This window comes from Streptomyces sp. NPDC054866, assembly GCF_053610745.1.
Map to the genome: position 1 here is coordinate 395,634 of NZ_JBSGZA010000004.1, position 17,729 is coordinate 413,362.

Below are 17,729 nucleotides of genomic sequence, written 5' to 3' on the forward strand. Positions count from 1 at the left end.
GCGTGCAACTCGCACCGTCCCGGCCGGGAGCGCGAGGGCTCCTCAGGCGCGTGCTTTCCGGCCTCCGGCCCTGCGTACCGCGTCGATGAACTTGCCCACCGTGGGCGGCCCTGATTTGCCGGGCGCCGGATCATGATCGGCGAGGGTGAGTCGATAGCGCGTGCCGTTGAGTTCGGCAAGGGCCCGGTCGTCGGCGGCGAACCACGGCTTGCCCGCCCGCACCGTCTGCACCGGCGCGCTGTCGATCTCGCTGCCGTAACTGGTCAGCAGCTCGAACCTGCCGTCGGTGATGCGGATTTGACCCGCCCGGGTGAGGGAGCGCAGCCGTCGTCCGATCCGCACGCCTGTGGCCGTGAACTCCGGCTCCGCCATGACGTTCCGCCCCCTTGAGCGCTTCGGTATGCCGTTCCGTACGGGACCGCCTGCCCGTGCGGTGCAGTCTGCACGCACCGGACGTCGAGCACCAGTGCGTATGAAGACGTGGTCACAACTGGACGACGTCCCCTTCACAGTGTGCCGCGCCTCTGCCGCCACTGGCTGCGCCAGGTGTGCCTTTGAGGTGCTCAAAGGTGTGTTTATGCAGGTGAGAAGCGTGCGGAAGGTGCCTATGATCGAGGTGTCCTGCCCGCTCCGAGCGCGGCCAGGTTGACGCCAAGGAGCCGCGCGGTGAGCACCACACAGCAGGATCAAGCCGACGAGCCGATGACCACGCTCGACGTGGACCGCAGCGACGCGGAGTACCGGGCCTGGCTCAAAGAAGCCGTACGCAAAGTGCAGGCCGATGCCAACCGTTCCGCCGACACGCATCTGCTGCGCTTCCCGCTGCCGGAACAGTGGGGCATCGACCTGTATCTCAAGGACGAGTCGACCCACCCGACCGGCAGCCTCAAGCACCGCCTCGCCCGCTCGCTCTTCCTCTACGGCCTCTGCAACGGCTGGATCCGGCCAGGGCGGCCGGTCATCGAGGCCTCCAGCGGCTCGACAGCCGTCTCCGAGGCGTACTTCGCGAAGCTGATCGGGGTGCCGTTCATCGCGGTGATGCCCCGCACGACCAGCGCCGAGAAGTGCCGCCTGATCGAATTCCACGGCGGCCAGTGTCACTTCGTGGACGACTCACGCACGATGTACGCCGAGTCGGCCGCCCTCGCCGTCGAGACCGGCGGGCACTACATGGACCAGTTCACCTACGCGGAACGGGCGACGGACTGGCGGGGCAACAACAACATCGCCGAGTCGATCTACCAGCAGATGAGGCTGGAGCGCTATCCGGAACCCGCGTGGATCGTCGCCACGGCGGGCACCGGCGGCACCTCGGCGACCATCGCCCGCTACGTCCACTACATGCAGCACGACACCCGGCTCTGCGTCGCCGACCCCGAGAACTCGTGTTTCTTCGACGGCTGGACCAACCACGAACCGGACGCCACCAGCGACTGCGGATCCCGCATCGAGGGCATCGGCAGGCCGCGGATGGAGCCGAGCTTCGTGCCCGGCGCGATCGACCGCATGATGAAGGTGCCGGACGCGGCGAGCGTCGCCGCCGTGCGCGCCCTGGAGCAGGCGATCGGCCGCAAGGCGGGCGGCTCGACCGGCACCGGTCTGTGGAGCTCCCTGAAGATCGTCGCTGAGATGGTGGCCGAGGGTCGCACGGGCAGTGTCGTCACGCTCATCTGCGACCCGGGCGACCGCTATCTGGACAAGTACTACTCGGACGCGTGGCTGGCAGAACAGGGCCTGGACATCACGCCCTACGAGGCCGCGATCAAGTCGCTGCTCGCGAACGGCACATGGACCTAGAAGCCCTCAACCGCCGTACGGGACTCAGGCGTTGGCCGCGGCCAAGCGCCGGTCGAGGGCGGTGACGGCGTCACGGAAGGCGCGGCCCATGCCCGGCCTGCCGAGCTTCAGGGCGAGGCGGAAGGGGGCGGCGCCGTCCGCGGCGAACGTCCACTGCACGTGGGTGCCGGTCCCGGACGGGGTGAGCCGCCACTCCTCGAGCAGGGCACGCAATCCCGGGGCGTTCGACTCGTCGACGCGGTAGGCGTACCGCACGGAGGGCTCGGCCGCGACGATCGTCTCCCAAAAACGCGTGCCGCCCTTGAGCCGGACCTCGCGGCCCTTGCCGCCGTCCGCGCAGTCGATGGGTTGGCACAGCGTGACCGCCGTGAACCACTCGGGCCAGCCGGCCATGTCGTCGGCGAGCGCGCGGTACACCGCCTCCGGGGACGCGCTCACCTCACGCGCGAAGACCAGACGCAGCGGGGCGGACTCGGCGAACTCCAGCCCCACGGGCCTCAGTCGGCGTGCCATCGAACTCAGCCCCCAAGCGGAATCGGGTCGTTGACCGGGCACCGTCACCATAGCTGGCGGACCGTCAGATGTCTGCGGTGCTCCCGGCGTTCCCTGCCGAACCGACGCCCTCGCCCCGCCCGACGCCCTCGCCCCGCCCGACGCCCTCGCCCCGCCCGAAGCTCTCGCCCTGCCCGTCGGCCCCCGGCTCCTCGGACTCGCCCGTGACCACCAGGCGCCGCAGATGCTCGGAGATCTCCACCCGCGCCTCCGCGGGCAGCCCCGCATCCGTCACCAGCGTGTCGACCTGCTCCAGGGTGGCGAACGAACTGAGGCCCACCGTGCCCCACTTGGTGTGGTCGGCGACCACGATGACCCGCCGCGCCGACTGCACCAGACGCCGGTTGGTCTCGGCCTCCGCGAGATTCGGCGTGGACAGACCGGCCTCCGCCGATATGCCGTGCACACCCAGGAAGAGCACATCGAAGTGCAGGGCGCCGATCGCCTGGTCGGCGACCGGGCCGACCAGCGAGTCCGACGGAGTGCGCACACCGCCCGTGAGGACGACGGTGGCCGCGCCCTGACGCTGGCCCGAGGTGCGCTGCGCGGAGTGGAAGACATCCGCGACCCGCACCGAGTTCGTCACCACCGTCAGATCCGGCACGTCCAGGAGATGGTGCGCCAGCGCGTACGTCGTCGTGCCGCCCGAGAGCGCGATCGCCGTGCCCGGCGCCACCAGGGAGGCCGCGGTGCGCGCGATGTCCTCCTTGGCGTTCAGCTCCAGGCCCGACTTGGCCTCGAACCCGGGCTCGTGCGTGCTCGCCTCGACCACCGGGACGGCGCCGCCGTGCACCTTCTCCAGGACGCCCTGACGGGCGAGGGCGTCGAGATCGCGGCGGACCGTCATGTCCGACACACCCAGCTTGCGGGTCAGTTCATTGACGCGGACCCCGCCCCGGCGGCGTACCTCATCGAGGATCAAGGCGCGGCGCTGCTCCGCGAGGAGGTTCTGATTCTCACTCACGTCCGTCCCGGCCCTTCTGCCTCGTCACACCCGTCGCGCTTGCCAATTGCGCTGCCTCATCCTCGCATGAGCCACCGACAGGCGGCCCACTGCCCGAAGCCGTGCGTTCACCCGGAACGGGGAGATTACGTGACGGGGGGTGTGGACAGGGCCGGGAGTGGAGATCCTTGTGGCCTGACCACGCGCACGTTCGGGGGAACACGCGCACATCGGGGGAAGCGAACAGTGGCAGCTGACCACAGAGAAGAGACAGCTCTCGAACTCCTCGCCCACGGAGTCGGGGGCACCACGCCCGAGGAGATGCTGGGCGATCCCAGGACCGTCCGGATCTCCGGTGACGAGACGGCGGCCGTGTTCCGCCGCACCGAGGACGCCGACGCCGAGAAACGCCCGGACGACTACCGCGGCAAACCGGTCCCTGAGGCGTACGTCTGGTGCAATCTCACCTCCGGGAACGGCTCGCGGGCCCTGTGGCTCCTGCTGCTTCCGTTCATGGTGGTCAACCTCGCGCACTGGATGCGCCCCACGTCACGGCGCATGCGCAAGACGGTCCGTACGTACGGCCTCCTGGTGCGCCTGACCGGGCTCAGCCTCACCGTCCTGCTGGTCGCCGCCGCCTGCGAGGTCGCCATCGACCTGACGGCCTGGCAGTGCGCAGGCACGCCCGCGTGCGCCGCCGACCGCTCGTGGCTCGGCTTCCTGGCGACCGACGCCTCCGGGCACGGCGGCTGGTGGAGCCAGCCGGGACGCCGCCTCGCGTTCGCCGCCCTGCTGCCCGCCGCACTCACCGGGCTGCTCTGGTACCTGTCCCAGCGCACCTGGAGCGCGTACGAGTCCCAGACGCCGCTGCCCCACCAGGCCGACCCGGAGGAGGAGGCCGGACGCACCGCGCTCGGCAAGCCCGGCTTCTGGTACGGGCGCCGCCTGGTGGCCCGCCTGCGTGCCGCGCACACGGCCGCCGGGTTCCTCACGGTGGCCGCCGCGGTCGGCACATCGGCCGCGCGCCACGACCGGCGCGCCGGCGGGCCCGCGCTGCTCGACGCCCTCGGCTGGATCCTCGACGTGACGCTCGTCCTGGGCGGGGGCATCGTCGTCCTGGTGGTCTGGCGCAGGGGCCGCAGCGAGAACAAACTCGACCGGCACCTCGACGAGAAGCTGATCCGCGGCCTGCCCCTGGGAGCCCTCACCCTGCTCGTCCTGACGCTCCTGTACGCCGGGTGGTCACGCCCCGACTGGACCTCCCAGGGCAGGCTGCCGGGCAACGCGACCTTCGGAGCCATCGCCCTGGGCCAAGGGCTCCTGGTCATCGCCCTCGCGGTGGTCGCCCGCCTCCTCTACCGCACGGCACCCGACCCGCGCACCGCCCTGCGGGGCTTCGCGGGGCCCGCTGTCGCGATGCTGGCCTGCGCGCTCGGCGGTGTGATGTCCGGAGGCGGCGCCCAGCGCGTCGCCGACTGGCTCGACGGCGCGGGGGCACCGGGCTCCGGCGGCACCATCGACGGCCCGCCCGTGCTCCTGACCTGGCAGGCGTCCGTCATCCCGCCCCTCCTCGTGGTCGTCGCGGCGCTCTGCGGCTGGCTCGGCCTCCGCACCCTGCGGCAGGCACGCCGCGACCGGCCGAACATCCCGGGCGAGTACCCGGGCGAGCCCAAGGACGCGGCCCGCAGCCGCCGCATCGCCGGCACGCGCGCGCGTGCCGCACTCACCGACCGGGCCCCGCTCCTCGTCGGCATCACCTCGGCGGTGACACTGCTGCTCGGCGCGGGCGCGCTCGCCGGCGCCTGGGTGAGCGAGGAAGTCCCGAGCGAGGCCGCGCAGGGGCTGCCCCTCTTCTTCGAAGGAGCGGCCGAGACCTCGCAGGCGCTCGGCTCCTGGCTGATCGGCTTCGGCTTCATACTGTTCGTGACGTGGGGCCGCCGCGCCTACCGCGACCCCTCCGCGCGCCGGACCATCGGCATCCTGTGGGACGTCGGCACCTTCTGGCCGCGCGCCGCCCACCCCTTCGCCCCGCCCTGCTACGCCGAGCGTGCCGTCCCCGACCTCACCTGGCGCATGCACACCTGGACCCGCGCGACGCGCGCCACGGGCGGCAGACTCGTCATCTCCGGCCACTCACAGGGCAGCGTCCTCGCGGCCGCGGCCGCCTGGCAGCTGTGGCCATCCGTGCGCAAACGGGTCGCCCTGCTCACGTACGGCTCACCGCTGGAGCGCCTCTACGGCCGCTGGTTCCCCGCCCACTTCGGTCCCGCCGCCCTCAGCTCCCTGCACCGCGAGGTCGACTGCTGGCGCAACCTCCACCGCACCACCGACCCCATCGGCGGGCCCGTCCGGGTCCACCCCGACGGCGACGGACCGCAGGTCGACCGCGAAGCGCTCAAGGACCCCCTGGTCTACGGCCGCACGGAGGAGCACCCGCTGCCCGCACCGATCCTGGGCCACGGGGACTACCAGGCCGACCCCGCCTTCGCCGAGGAACGCGCAAAACTGCTCGCCCGGCTCAAGCCGGCCGTGCCGTCGCCCCGGCCGGAGGCGACGGTCACGGCAGCTCCGGCAGATCCTCCGGATACAGCAGGGTGAGGTCGTCCGTGCTCGGCTCCTCGAACTGGGCGACCCGCCCCGCGTGCCGCTCCACCATCGCCTCGAACGTCTGGCGCGCGGTACGGCCGTTGCCGAACGCGGGGCCCTTCGGAAGTGCCGTGAAGTACTTCAGGAGGGCCTCACCCGTCCCCGTGTCCAGGCGGTACTCGTGCTCGTCGGCCTGCTGCTCGACGATCCGCAGCAGCTCCTCGGGGGAGTAGTCGCCGAAGGTGATGGTCCGTGAGAAGCGGGACGCCACACCGGGGTTGACGGAAAGGAAGCGCTTCATCTCCGCCGTGTAGCCCGCGACGATCACCACCACCGCCTCGCGGTGGTCCTCCATCAGCTTCACCAACGTGTCGATGGCCTCCCGGCCGAAGTCACGCCCCGAGTCCTCCGGCGAGAGGGCGTACGCCTCGTCGATGAACAGCACACCGCCACGCGCCCGGTCGAACGCCTCCTGGGTGCGGATCGCGGTCGACCCGATGTGCTCGCCCACCAGGTCGACCCGCGACACCTCGACCAGATGCCCGCTCTCCAGGACGCCGAGCGACGCCAGGATCTCGCCGTAGAGCCGCGCCACGGTCGTCTTGCCGGTGCCGGGGGAGCCGGTGAACACCAGATGGCGGCGCACGGACGCGGCCTTGAGCCCCGCGAGCTGCCTGCGCCGCCCCACCTCGATCATGTCGGTGAGGGCGCGCACCTCGCGCTTGACGCTGTCCAGGCCTACCAGAGCATCGAGTTCACCGAGCACGTCCTTCGAGGAGCGGGACGGCGGCTCGGGAGCCGTGTTCTTCGCGGGCGCCTGGTCCGTGCGCTGACCGGGGATCGCGCCGAGCAGCCCCACGGTCTGTGTGGCCGTCTGCGGGGCAGCCTCCTGCGCGGTGGCCGCAGCGGTCCTTACCCCGCCGCTCTCGTCGCTGGTGCAGTCCTCGACGAGCGGGCCGTCCTCCGCGAACTCGAAGCCGCCGCGCGCGCACCGCTCCGTACGGCACTTCTTCAGCGTCGTACGGCAGCCGTCGATGACGTGGAAGCCGTAGCCGCCGCTGTCGGTCACCCGGCAGCCGTGCAGGCTGCCGCGGCCGCCCGCGGAGACGTAGAAACCGGCCTCCGCGGGTGAAGTGACCGTGCAGCGCTCGATGGTGGGGTCCGCGCCCTTGGTGACGATGACGCCCGTCTGGACACCGTCGACGGTGCAGTTGGCCAGTGTGCCGCCGCTGCCGTGGTCGCGGAACCACGCGCCGGTGGCCGCCTCGCGGATGCGGCAGTCGTCCAGCTGCGCCGTCGCGCCGTCGCTCACGGACACCGCGGTGTTGCGCACCTGGGAGAGATCGCTGTCGACGACGTCGGCGCGCGAGCCGCGGTCGAGGACGAACAGCGCGTCCGGCACGTCGTGCACCCGGCAGGACTCAAGGACGACCGTCGCGCCGTCGCTGACCCACACCGCGGGGTAGTCGCCCGTGCTGTCGTGGATCTCGCACTGGTTGGCGTCCACGCGCGTGCCGGGGTCCCAGACCGAGAGGCCGTTGCGCCCGAACTGCCGCACGGTGGAACGGGTCAGGGTCAGGACCGAGCGGGAACGCAGGTCGATCGCGTTCTCCGGGATGTCGTGGATGCGGCAGTCGGCGAGCGTGAGCACGGCGTCCGTGTCGAGCGTGACGCCGTCCGAGGTCGTGCGGTGCACGTCGCAGTCCGTCAGATGCGCCACCGCCCGGCCGGTGATCTGCACGCCCGAGCCCTTGACCTCGTACACCTCGCAGCCGATCGCCTCGAGCCCCGAGTGCTCACCGGTCACCGACAGCCCCGCGCCGGACGCGTGATGCACGCGGCAGCGCTCGAGACGGGGGTGCGCGCCGCCGCGCACGGCGATGCCCGACTGCCCGGCCGATACGACCTCGCACTCCTCGAAGACACCGCCGCCGCCGTCGAGCACGGCGATGCCGATGCCGCCGGGGTTGTCGACCGTGCAGCGGCGCACCGTGGGGCGCGCTCCGCCGCGCACCTCGATGCCGGTCGCGGAACGCGTCACCACGCGTACGTCGACGAGTTCGGGCGCCCCGTCCTCGACGAGCAGCGCGGGCGCGGCCGAGTCCTGCCCCTCGACGTGCAGGTCCTGGACCACGGCGGACGAACGGATGGTGAGCGGCACCCCGTCCGACGGCGCGATGCGGACGGAGCCGGGGGAGCCCTCGGGGCCGCGCAGCGTCACCGCCCGCTGGACGACGAGATTCTCGCGGTACGTGCCGGGGGCGATGGTGAGGACGTCCCCGTCGCTCGCGGCCTCCAAGGCGGCAGCGAGCGATACGTACTCACCCGTGCGGCGCCGCCACCGCGAGGTGCCGGTGTGCGTCACCTGGACCGTGCCCTGTGCCATGGAGTTGCTCTGCCCCCACCTTGTCGTACGCGGGACCTCACGACCTCGCGCAAGGCGCCGAAGAGTTCGGCCGGTCCACCGTAGCGCGCGCGGCGAGGGCGAGTTGACCCGATCGCCAGGCTCTCACCTGGTCATCGCCGGTCTCTCACCGGCCTCCAGAGCAGGCATCGGCATCTCAGGAGCCGGTGCCGGTGCGTCCCCAGTCCGGTCCCGCCTTCTCCCAGGCCTGGTCCCAGCGGTCGTAGCGCCGAAGGACGATCCGCCAGACGACGATTCGCCTGGCCCCCTCGACGAGTCCGGCGACCGCCACGGCGGCGCCTATCCCGGCCAGTGCCGCGTGCGTGCTCGCCGTCGCGCCGTCCAGCGGACGGCCGACCACCTGGCCGCGCTCGTCCGTCCAGAGCCGGAAGCGGTCGCCCGGGTCGGGGGACTTAAGGGCGGCGACCACCGTGCCGGAGTGCGCCGTGCCGTCCGGAGCGATCCACTCGGCGAGCACACGGCTGTGCCTGTCGCGCGCGGACGACGTCTCGGGATCGGGGTCGACCGGTGGTCTCGACACCTTCCTGACCACCGTGCCGGTGACTTCGTGACGCACCTCGCGCTGTTCCCGCACCGACTGCAGCAGGGCGTCCCGCGAGGCACCACCGATCGCGAGGCCGGCCAGCGGCGCGGCGACGGCGATGAGCAGCACGGCCGCACAGGCCACCCAGGCTTCGACGAGGTCGGTCTTCCGGCGCAGCGGATTGTGCCGCCACCGCCAGAGTCCGACGAGCGCTCGCACAGTCCTGCACCCCCTTCCGCCTTCCGCGTCCGTCATAACCGCGTACGGCACGGATCACGCGTCGACGGGGAGAAGAGAGAGGCAGATCACCCTTCTCATCCCCGCTCAACGACCGTGCCGGGCCTTCGAGTTCCCGGGCGGGGGATGTTCAATCGAGGACGGTGAACGGGTCGCCGATCCGGACCGATCCGGTCGTTTCCGGCACCAGATTCTGGCCGAAGACCAGCTGGTCCCCGAAGCGGCGGTGCTTGGCGAGCGTCCGCAGCGGCTCCTTGCCGCGCTCCGCGCTCCGCTGGTCGGTGGTGGTCACGACACAGCGACCGCACTTCTTGGCCACCCGGAAGGTGACATCGCCGATCGCGACGCGCGACCAGTCGTCCTCGGCCCAGGGCGCCGTCCCGTCCACGACCACATTCGGCCGGAAACGGTTCATGGGGAGCGGGCCCTCGTCGGAGTGATCGCCCTGCGCGATGAGCGAGTTCAGGGCGTCGAGTGAGGAGAGCGTCGTCAGGAGCAGCGGATATCCGTCGGCGAAGGAGACGGTCTCGCCGTCTTTCGCGTACGCGGGATCGATGGGGCGCCGGGTGGCGGGGTCGTCGAGGTGGACGAGCCGGACGTCCGTGTCCAGATAGGCGCTGAACCAGGCGTGGGCGGCCGCGTCGGCCGGTACCGCGTCGACCTTGTCCTTCCAGATCTCCACCGTGACGGTCTCGCCGGAGGGCGGCACGGCGACCGTCAGCGGCTCCTGGCCGGGCGCGGACATGCGTATGCCGCCGCCGGGCAGAAGCTCGGCGGCGGCCAACGCCAGCCTTGGATGCGGCCGTTGCGTGATGATCCGTCCCGCGCTGTCCACAAGGACCCACCGTCGGTCACCCGCGAGCCCCCAGGGCTCGACGACGGCCTCACGCGGAGCGTGTCCCCCGACCGCCTTGAGCGGGTAGAAGTGGATCGAGTGCAGCGCTGGATTCGGCATGACGCCATCCTGCCAGCAGCCACTGACAGGGACGCATGCGGGCGAATCAGTAGCCGCGGTAGGGGCGGTTGTACGGATCCTCGTACGTCGCCGGGGCGGGGCGGGGTGCCGCGGGGCGCATGGCCTCGTAGCCCGTTCCGGCCGGGGGACGCTGTTGTTGCTGGGGGCCCGGGTATCCGCGCGGCGCCGACGGCTGCTGCGGGATGTACGGCGCGGGCGCCTGCTGCAGCGGCGCGGGCTGTTGCGCGTAGCCGTACGCGGGGTTGTGGTGGGACGGTGCAGCCGGCAGTGCGGGCAGGGCTGACTGCAGCGCGGGCAGGTGACTGTGGCTGCCCGTGTCGTACGCGGAGGGGACCCGGATCGGGGCGATCTGAGGAGTACCCCGCTCGGCGACAAGGGAGTCGTAGATCGGAGTGTCCGGGAAGGACGGCGCGGAGTAGTAACCGCCGCCATAGGTGGAGCGGGGGGAGGTCATGACACATAAGTTAAGCCCTTGATGTGCTGGTTGGGGAGACCGATAAGAGGGTTGTTTTACGTGTCGGTAGTGACCTGGCATCCCCAATGCGAGCGAACTTAGGAAAAATCGGTCGCGCGGCGGCGTAGGGATCGTGTAAAAGCCAAGCTCCGTACGGGTTACCGGCGGTTGACGCAGGGTTGACGGAACGTCCGCGCGGCGGGGTGTCGGCGGTGGACATGGGCCTCCCGGGGGTCCGGGTAATAGGTTGGGCATGAACGGGACGGCGGTCCGGCCGGACGTGGCGACTTGCGATGCGAACTTGTGATGCGAACTTGTGATGGGGGCGGACATGACAATGTCTAAAGGCTCGAATGTTCCCGTGCCGGCACCTGCCGTGCGGGTCGAATTGGGGTGGTCTTCAGGAGCCGGGGTGCCGGACGCCGACGCGTCGGCCCTGCTCCTCGCCACTTCCGGAAAGGTCCGCTCGGACGACGACTTCGTCTTCTACAACCAGGCGGTCCACTCCTCGGGCGCGGTGCGGCACGAGGGGAAGAAGGCCGACGGCGGCCGGGTGACCGACGCGCTCGTGGTGGACCTCGCGCGCGTGGAGCCCGCCGTCGAGACCGTGGTGCTCGCCGCCTCGACGGACGGCGGCACCTTCGGGCAGGTCCCGGGCCTCTTCATCCGGGTCGTCGACGCGGCGAACGGCGCCGAGATCGCGCGCTACGACAGCGAGGACGCCACCGTGGAGACGGCGTTCGTCCTCGGTGAGCTCTACCGCCGCCAGGGAGCGTGGAAGTTCCGTGCCGTCGGGCAGGGTTACGGCAGCGGGCTCCAGGGCCTGGCCACCGACTACGGGATCTCGGTGGACGAACCGGAGCAGGCGCCCGCCCCCGCTCCGGCCGCGGTGCAGCCTCCCGCGCCTCCGGTGGCTCCCGCGGCCCCTGTTCAAGCCCCGCCGCCGCCCGCCCAGACGCCCGCCGCCCCCGCGGGCCAGCCCGTGCGCCTCTCCAAGGTCACGCTCACCAAGGACGCGCCGTCCGTCTCGCTGAAGAAGCAGGGCGGCACATCCGGCGCGATGCGCGTGAACCTCAACTGGGAGGTGCGCAAGCAGTTCAAGGGCTGGGCCAGCAAGCTCGGCCGGGCCGTGGCGATGCACGCGGATCTCGACCTGGACCTGTGCGCCCTGTACGAACTGGCCGACGGCCGCAAGGGCGTCGTCCAGGCGCTCGGCAACGCCTTCGGAGCCCTCGACCAGCCCCCCTACCTGCTGCTCGACGGCGACGACCGCACCGGAGCCGTGTCCAGCGGCGAGAACCTCACGGTCAACCTCAACCACATCAACGACTTCAAGCGCATCGTCATCTTCGTGACGATCTACGAAGGAGCGCGCAGCTTCGCCGACCTGAACGCCACGGTCACCCTGCAGCCGCAGCACGGCGCCTCCATCGACTTCTCGCTGGACGAGTGCACGGTGCCCTCCACGGTGTGCGCGCTCGCCCTGATCACGAACAACAACGGCGACCTCTTCGTCCAGCGCGAGGCCCGCTACCTGGTGCCCGAACGCGGCGTGAGCCCGCAGCGCACCATCGACTACGCGTACGGCTGGGGCATGAACTGGACGCCCGGCAGGAAGTGATCAGCGCTGATCGGGAGCTGGATCGGGGCGGTTGTACGTCCGCCCCTTCCAGGCCGCTCCACGCCCCCTGTAGTGCTGCACCGCCGAATCCACCGTCATCAGGAGATAGAGGAAAGCGGTGAACGGCAGCAGGGGAGCGAGCCACAGAGTCTGCCGGTAGTAGCGCAGCATCGGGATGTACGTCGCCGTCATCACGAGCCACGCGGCCCCGCCGAGCACGGCGGGTGCCGCGCTGCCGGTGGCCAGGCCGCCGAACAGCGCGACCGGCGGCACCAGATAGATCAGGGCGAGCCCCAGGACCGTACCGAACAGGATCACGGGGTTGTGGCGCAGTTGGGCGTAGGCGCTGCGCGAGACCATCCGCCAGAGGTCGCCGAGCCCGGGATAGGGGCGCACGCTGTCGACGCGCTCCGCGAGCCCCAGCCAGATGCGGCCGCCCGAGCGCTTGACCGCCCTGGCCAGCGTCACGTCGTCGATCACGGCGTGCCGGATGGAGTCCGGGATTCCCGCGCGCTCGGCGGCCGACGTGCTCACCAGGACGCATCCGCCGGCCGCCGCTGCCGTGCGCGAGCCCTTCTTGGCGATCCAGCGGAACGGATACAGCTGCGCGAAGAAGTACACGAACGCCGGGACGACGAGCCGCTCCCACATGCTCGCGACGCGCAGCCGCGCCATCTGCGAGACAAGCTCAAAACCGGCCGTCTCCGCCGCGGCGACCAACTCCCGCAGACTGTCCGGCTCATGGGCGATGTCCGCGTCGGTGAGCAGCAGATACCGGGGCGCACGCGCGCGTGCCAGGCCGATGCCGTGCCGTACGGCCCACAGTTTTCCGGTCCAGCCGGGCGGGGGTTCTCCTGGCGAGCCGACGGTCAGCGGGAGGCCGCCGTGCCGGTCGGCGAGGGACCGGGCCAGCGTTCCGGTGCCGTCCGAACTCCCGTCGTCGACAAGGAAGATCTCGGCCTGCCCCGGATAGTCCTGGGCGAGCAGCGAGGGCAGGCTCTCGGGCAGCACGGCGGCCTCGTCACGGGCCGGGACGACGACGCAGACCGAGGGCCAGGCGTCCGGGTCGCGGCGCGGCGGCAGACGCAGGTCCGTGCGCCAGAAGAAGCCCTGTCCCAACAACAGCCACAGCCAGGCGGCAAGCGATGCGGCGGCGGTCCACACAACGGCGCTCATCCGCCGCAGTCTGCCCCACGCCGCCGGGCGCCGTAGGCCCATCGACTATGGTGACCGGGTGAAGATCGCGCTCATGGACTCCGGTATCGGCCTGCTCCCCGCCGCGATGGCGGTACGCCGCCTGCGGCCGGACGCCGATCTCGTCCTCTCCTCGGACCCCGACGGGCTGCCTTGGGGACCACGCTCCGCAGAGGACATCATCGAGCGCTCACTGGCCGTCGCCGAGGCGGCCGCCGCCCACAACCCCCAAGCGCTGATCGTCGCCTGCAACACCTCGTCCGTGAGCGCCCTGCCCGCCCTGCGCGCCCGCTTCGAACCCGACCTGCCCGTCATCGGGACCGTACCGGCGATCAAGCCGGCCGCGGCGGGCGGCGGCCCCATCGCCATCTGGGCCACCCCCGCCACCACCGGAAGCCCCTACCAGCGCGGCCTCATCGAGGAGTTCGCCGGCGGCGTCGACGTCACCGAGGTGCCCTGCCCCGGCCTCGCGGACGCCGTGCAGTCTGCCGACGAGGCGGCCATCGACAAGGCGGTCGCCGCGGCAGCGGCCCTCACTCCGCGTGATGTAAGGGCAGTCGTCCTGGGCTGCACCCATTACGAGCTGGTCGGTGAGCGCATCCGCGCGGCCCTCCAGCAGCCGGACCTGCCGCCCCTCGTCCTGCACGGCTCCGCCGGAGCGGTCGCCGCCCAGGCCCTGCGCAGGGCCGGCGAGCTGCCGGGCCCCGGCTCCGGCGCGGAAGGCGGCCTGACGGTGATCCTGAGCGGTCGCCCCGCCGAGCTGCCCGTCGCCGCCCACACGTACGCCGAAGGCAGGCTGCTCGCGGCGGTCACTCCCGCCCGCTGAGTCCCGTACGGACGTGTGGCGGGTCCGCGCTCCGGGCCACTGCCCCGCCCGCGTACAGAGCGGTCCCGCCCGTACAGCCGGAGCGGTAACGCTCCGCGATGCCGTGCCTTCCCTCCGGAACGTCGGTACTCTCGGTCGCATGAGGGACCACACCCACGGCGAGCGGGGCAGCACAGCCGACGCCCCGCCGGAAGTCTGGACCGGAAGCGCGACCAACCGCGTGCAGTGGCTGCTGGCGCTGGCCGGCGCCCTCTGCCTGGCACTGGGGATCGAGCTGGCCGTCGACAACATGTGGACGTCCGGGATCACCGCCCTCGCCATGTCCGTCGTGGGGTGCATCGCCGCCGGGCTGCTGATCCTGTTCGGCACCCTCGCCTTCGTCCATGTCGAGGTGAAGGTCGACAAGGACTGCCTGGAAGTGCGCTGCGGGCACATGGGCGTGCCGCGCCGCCGCATCCTCCTCTCCCACGTCGTGGGCGCCGAATTCGCGCAGGTCGTCTGTCCCAGACAGTGGGGCGGCTGGGGCTACCGCTCGCGGCCCGACATCGGCACCGCCGTCGTGGTCAGGCGAGGTGAGGGCCTGGTCCTCAGCCTCGGCGACGGCCGCAAGTTCACGGTCACCGTCGACGACGCCGAAGCGGCCGTACGGTTCATCCGCCACCGGCTGTCCACGGTACGGAGCTCGGCGGCCTGACCTGCGCCGGTTCGTCGCCCAGCGGTCGCGCCGTGGCGATGCCCGCGAGGTATCCCGCACCCGTCGTCACCGCCGTGAGGCTCAGCGCGTTGCCCACCGAGGCCACGGCGGCCAGCGCCGTCAGGGCCGCGCCCGCCGACAGGACGACCTGGGTGGAGCGCGGCGAGCGGTACAGGGCGTACAGAAGCCAGCAGAACACCGCCGCGAGAAGGACCACGCCCACCAGACCCTGCTCGGCCGCCTGCTGCAACGGCGCCGAATGGGGCTTGCCGTCCGTGAGGAGCTGCTCGGCCACCGTGGGGCTGGCGTCCGCGAACCGGCCGGGGCCCACCCCGAGCGCCGGTTCCCGGCCCGTGAGCGCGAGCGCGTCCTGCCACAGCTGGACCCGGTTGCCGTCGAGCTGGCCCTCCAGGGACGCGCTCAGCCCCTCCGGCAGTACGTCGTCGGCGATCGCCCACGTCAGTCCGGTCACCACCGCCGTCGCCAGGGCGAGGCCCGCGAGGCCGAGCACCCTGCGCCGCATCAGCGCGGTGGCCAGCGAACACAGCAGGATCCCGGCGCACGCGACGAGACCGGCCACCGAGCCGAGCACCGCAGCGGCCACCACGATCCCCACGGCGAGCAGCCGCATCGCGAGCCGCGCCGAAGGACTCCGAGCCGCCCACGCCGCGGAACAGGCAGCCCCCGAAGCCAGGATCAGGAGCGCGGCCGTGGCTCCGGTGTGGCCGAGCGGCGCGGCGCTGACGGGCCCCGGCGAAAGCTGCGGGGCAGCCGCCGCGAGGCCCACCCCTGCCAGCGCACCGGCGCAGGGCGCGGCGACCGGGAGCAGCGCGCCGCAGATCCGCCCGCCCGCGTACCCCGCGGCCACGGCGAGCACCGCGAGGAGCACGCCCTCGGGCCGGCCGCCGTGCACCCCGGAAGTGATCAAGGTCCAGGCCGCGCACACGCCGAGCAGCGCGCAGCCCGTCGCGTCGGACGCGCTGCGCCGTTCGTACGCCGCTGATGGCCCGGCCGTCGTGGCCGTCCCCGTTGTCCCCACCCCGTCGCCCCCCGCCGTGTGACGGGCCCCGAACGCTGTGGCTCGATCCGGCCGCAGGTCAGGGACTCGGGCACACCGTAGTCGCTGGGACCGTGAGATGTGGACATCTTGCGCAGGAACGATCCGTCGATCGTGTGGACGAAACCCCCGGCGACCGGTGTGCCCCCGGGGGCGGGCGAAGCCGCGGCGGCCGGGCACGACCGTCCTGTCTCTGTCCACGTGACGCGCCGTACACTCCCCGAGTGACCGCCACCACCACCTCCGTAGACGAGTCGGAGCAGCTCGGAGCGCAGCCCGCGCCCGCATCGCGCAAGGCCCGCTTCCTGCGAGCGCTCGTCCCGGCCGCCGCGGCGGCACTCTCCGGAGTGCTGCTCTACGTCAGCTTTCCGCCACGCACCCTGTGGTGGCTCGCCCTGCCGGCCTTCGCGGTGTTCGCGTGGTGTCTGCACGGCCGCAGCTGGAAGGCGGGCCTCGGACTCGGCTATCTCTTCGGCCTCGGCTTCCTGCTGCCGCTCCTGGTGTGGACCGGCGTGGAGGTCGGCCCAGGGCCCTGGCTGGCGCTCGCGGCCATCGAAGCGATGTTCGTCGCCCTCGTCGGAGCGGGCATCGCCGCCGTCTCCCGGCTGCCCGTATACCCGCTCTGGGCCGCCGCCCTCTGGATCGCCGGTGAGGCCGCACGCGCGCGCGTGCCCTTCAGCGGATTCCCCTGGGGGAAGATCGCCTTCGGCCAGGCGGACGGTGTCTTCCTGCCGCTCGCCGCGCTCGGCGGCACTCCCGTGCTCGGGTTCGCGGTGGTCCTGTGCGGCTTCGGCCTGTACGAGATCGTCCGGCAGGTGTACGCCGCGCGCGGCACCCGCGTCGTACGCCGTGGCGCGGCGGCAGCGGCCCTGCTCAGCGTGCTCGTCCCGATCGCCGGTGCCTTCGCCGCGCGCCCGCTCGTCGGCGACGACGCCGAGGACGGCACCGCGACCGTCGCCGCCATCCAGGGCAACGTCCCGCAGGCGGGCCTGGACTTCAACGCCCAGCGCCGCGCCGTGCTCGACCACCACGTGCGCGAGACCCAGCGGCTCGCGGACCGGGTGAAGGCGGGCAAGGCCAAGCAGCCCGACTTCGTCCTGTGGCCGGAGAACTCCTCCGACATCGACCCGTTCACCAACCCCGACGCCCACGCGGCCATCGAGCGCGCCGTCAAGGCGATCGGCGCCCCCATCTCGGTGGGCGGAGTCGTCCAGGCCAAGGACGGCAAGCTCTTCAACGAGCAGATCCTCTGGGACCCGGAGAAGGGCCCCACGGACACCTACGACAAGCGTCAGATCCAGCCCTTCGGCGAGTACATCCCGCTGCGCGACCTGGTCGGGTTCTTCAGCAGCGACGTCGGCATGGTGCGCCAGGACTTCAGCCGCGGCACCGAGCCCGGCGTCTTCACCATGGCGGGCACGAAGGTGGGCCTCGCCACCTGCTACGAAGCCGCCTTCGACTGGGCCGTGCGCGACACCGTCACCCACGGCGCGCAGCTGATCTCCGTACCCAGCAACAACGCGACGTTCGACCGCAGCGAGATGACCTACCAGCAGCTGGCCATGTCGCGGATCCGCGCCGTCGAGCACAGCCGCACCGTCACCGTCCCGGTGACCAGCGGCGTCAGCGCGATCATCATGCCGGACGGTCATGTCTCGCAGAAGACGAAGTGGTTCACCGCCGACTCACTCGTCCAGGATGTGCCGCTGCGCTCGTCGCAGACCCCGGCCACCCGGCTCGGCGTCCTGCCCGAGGGCATCCTCGTGCTCATCGCCGCGGGCGGTCTCGGCTGGGCGATGACGGGCGCCGTACGGGCCAGGCGCGCCCGCCGGTCCCGTTAGGGT

General features: G+C 71.9%; 15 protein-coding genes. 6 read left to right on the forward strand and 9 right to left on the reverse strand.

Annotation, left to right across the window (positions count from 1 at the left end; genetic code table 11):
- Positions 1–42: 42 nt before the first annotated feature.
- Positions 43–372: a hypothetical protein gene (locus ACWGI2_RS22560; protein ID WP_453399697.1), complete on the reverse strand. Its 330-nt coding sequence runs from the start codon at positions 370–372 to the stop codon at positions 43–45.
- A 330-nt stretch (positions 373–702) separates the two neighbouring features.
- On the opposite strand from ACWGI2_RS22560, the gene ACWGI2_RS22565 reads away from it, so the two are divergent.
- Positions 703–1,797 (forward strand): PLP-dependent cysteine synthase family protein, encoded by a 1,095-nt coding sequence (locus ACWGI2_RS22565; RefSeq protein ID WP_453697703.1) that lies wholly within the window; start codon positions 703–705, stop codon positions 1,795–1,797.
- Between the two features lie 24 nt (positions 1,798–1,821).
- On the opposite strand, the gene ACWGI2_RS22570 is transcribed toward ACWGI2_RS22565, so the two are convergent.
- Both ACWGI2_RS22570 and ACWGI2_RS22575 read right to left on the reverse strand, forming a co-directional pair.
- Positions 1,822–2,310: an SRPBCC family protein gene (locus tag ACWGI2_RS22570; protein WP_453697199.1), complete on the reverse strand. Its 489-nt coding sequence runs from the start codon at positions 2,308–2,310 to the stop codon at positions 1,822–1,824.
- A gap of 64 nt (positions 2,311–2,374) precedes the next feature.
- The gene (locus tag ACWGI2_RS22575; RefSeq protein ID WP_453697200.1) at positions 2,375–3,313 is read right to left on the reverse strand and encodes a DeoR/GlpR family DNA-binding transcription regulator; all 939 of its coding nucleotides are present in this window, start codon (positions 3,311–3,313) and stop codon (positions 2,375–2,377) included.
- A 300-nt stretch (positions 3,314–3,613) separates the two neighbouring features.
- On the opposite strand from ACWGI2_RS22575, the gene ACWGI2_RS22580 reads away from it, so the two are divergent.
- Complete coding sequence (locus tag ACWGI2_RS22580; RefSeq protein ID WP_453697705.1) at positions 3,614–5,890, forward strand: hypothetical protein; 2,277 nt, start codon at positions 3,614–3,616, stop codon at positions 5,888–5,890.
- Here the strand turns inward: ACWGI2_RS22580 and ACWGI2_RS22585 are convergent.
- The 4 genes from ACWGI2_RS22585 to ACWGI2_RS22600 form a co-directional block, all read right to left on the reverse strand.
- Positions 5,850–8,264 (reverse strand): right-handed parallel beta-helix repeat-containing protein, encoded by a 2,415-nt coding sequence (locus ACWGI2_RS22585; protein ID WP_453697202.1) that lies wholly within the window; start codon positions 8,262–8,264, stop codon positions 5,850–5,852. The two genes, ACWGI2_RS22580 and ACWGI2_RS22585, sit on opposite strands and share 41 nt — an antisense overlap.
- A gap of 175 nt (positions 8,265–8,439) precedes the next feature.
- Positions 8,440–9,045 carry an Rv1733c family protein gene (locus tag ACWGI2_RS22590; protein ID WP_453399693.1) on the reverse strand — a complete coding sequence of 202 codons (606 nt, stop codon included), beginning with the start codon at positions 9,043–9,045 and terminating at the stop codon, positions 8,440–8,442.
- 148 nt (positions 9,046–9,193) lie between these two features.
- The gene (locus ACWGI2_RS22595; RefSeq protein WP_453399692.1) at positions 9,194–10,018 is read right to left on the reverse strand and encodes an MOSC domain-containing protein; all 825 of its coding nucleotides are present in this window, start codon (positions 10,016–10,018) and stop codon (positions 9,194–9,196) included.
- A 46-nt stretch (positions 10,019–10,064) separates the two neighbouring features.
- Entirely contained in the window at positions 10,065–10,493 is a 429-nt protein-coding gene (locus tag ACWGI2_RS22600; RefSeq protein ID WP_160503355.1) for a DUF6643 family protein, read from the reverse strand.
- A 319-nt stretch (positions 10,494–10,812) separates the two neighbouring features.
- On the opposite strand from ACWGI2_RS22600, the gene ACWGI2_RS22605 reads away from it, so the two are divergent.
- The gene (locus ACWGI2_RS22605; RefSeq protein ID WP_453697203.1) at positions 10,813–12,114 is read left to right on the forward strand and encodes a TerD family protein; all 1,302 of its coding nucleotides are present in this window, start codon (positions 10,813–10,815) and stop codon (positions 12,112–12,114) included.
- Here the strand turns inward: ACWGI2_RS22605 and ACWGI2_RS22610 are convergent, their stop codons facing one another.
- Positions 12,115–13,290: a glycosyltransferase gene (locus ACWGI2_RS22610; protein WP_453697204.1), complete on the reverse strand. Its 1,176-nt coding sequence runs from the start codon at positions 13,288–13,290 to the stop codon at positions 12,115–12,117.
- Positions 13,291–13,348: 58 nt separating this feature from the next.
- On the opposite strand from ACWGI2_RS22610, the gene ACWGI2_RS22615 reads away from it, so the two are divergent.
- The gene (locus tag ACWGI2_RS22615; protein WP_453697205.1) at positions 13,349–14,134 is read left to right on the forward strand and encodes a glutamate racemase; all 786 of its coding nucleotides are present in this window, start codon (positions 13,349–13,351) and stop codon (positions 14,132–14,134) included.
- Between the two features lie 139 nt (positions 14,135–14,273).
- Positions 14,274–14,828: a hypothetical protein gene (locus ACWGI2_RS22620; RefSeq protein WP_453399688.1), complete on the forward strand. Its 555-nt coding sequence runs from the start codon at positions 14,274–14,276 to the stop codon at positions 14,826–14,828.
- Here the strand turns inward: ACWGI2_RS22620 and ACWGI2_RS22625 are convergent.
- Positions 14,785–15,867 carry an O-antigen ligase family protein gene (locus ACWGI2_RS22625; protein WP_453697206.1) on the reverse strand — a complete coding sequence of 361 codons (1,083 nt, stop codon included), beginning with the start codon at positions 15,865–15,867 and terminating at the stop codon, positions 14,785–14,787. The two genes, ACWGI2_RS22620 and ACWGI2_RS22625, sit on opposite strands and share 44 nt — an antisense overlap.
- A 242-nt stretch (positions 15,868–16,109) precedes the next feature.
- Here ACWGI2_RS22625 and lnt point away from each other — a divergent pair, with 242 nt between their 5' ends.
- Positions 16,110–17,726: an apolipoprotein N-acyltransferase gene (gene lnt, locus ACWGI2_RS22630; RefSeq protein ID WP_453697207.1), complete on the forward strand. Its 1,617-nt coding sequence runs from the start codon at positions 16,110–16,112 to the stop codon at positions 17,724–17,726.
- Positions 17,727–17,729: the final 3 nt, after the last annotated feature.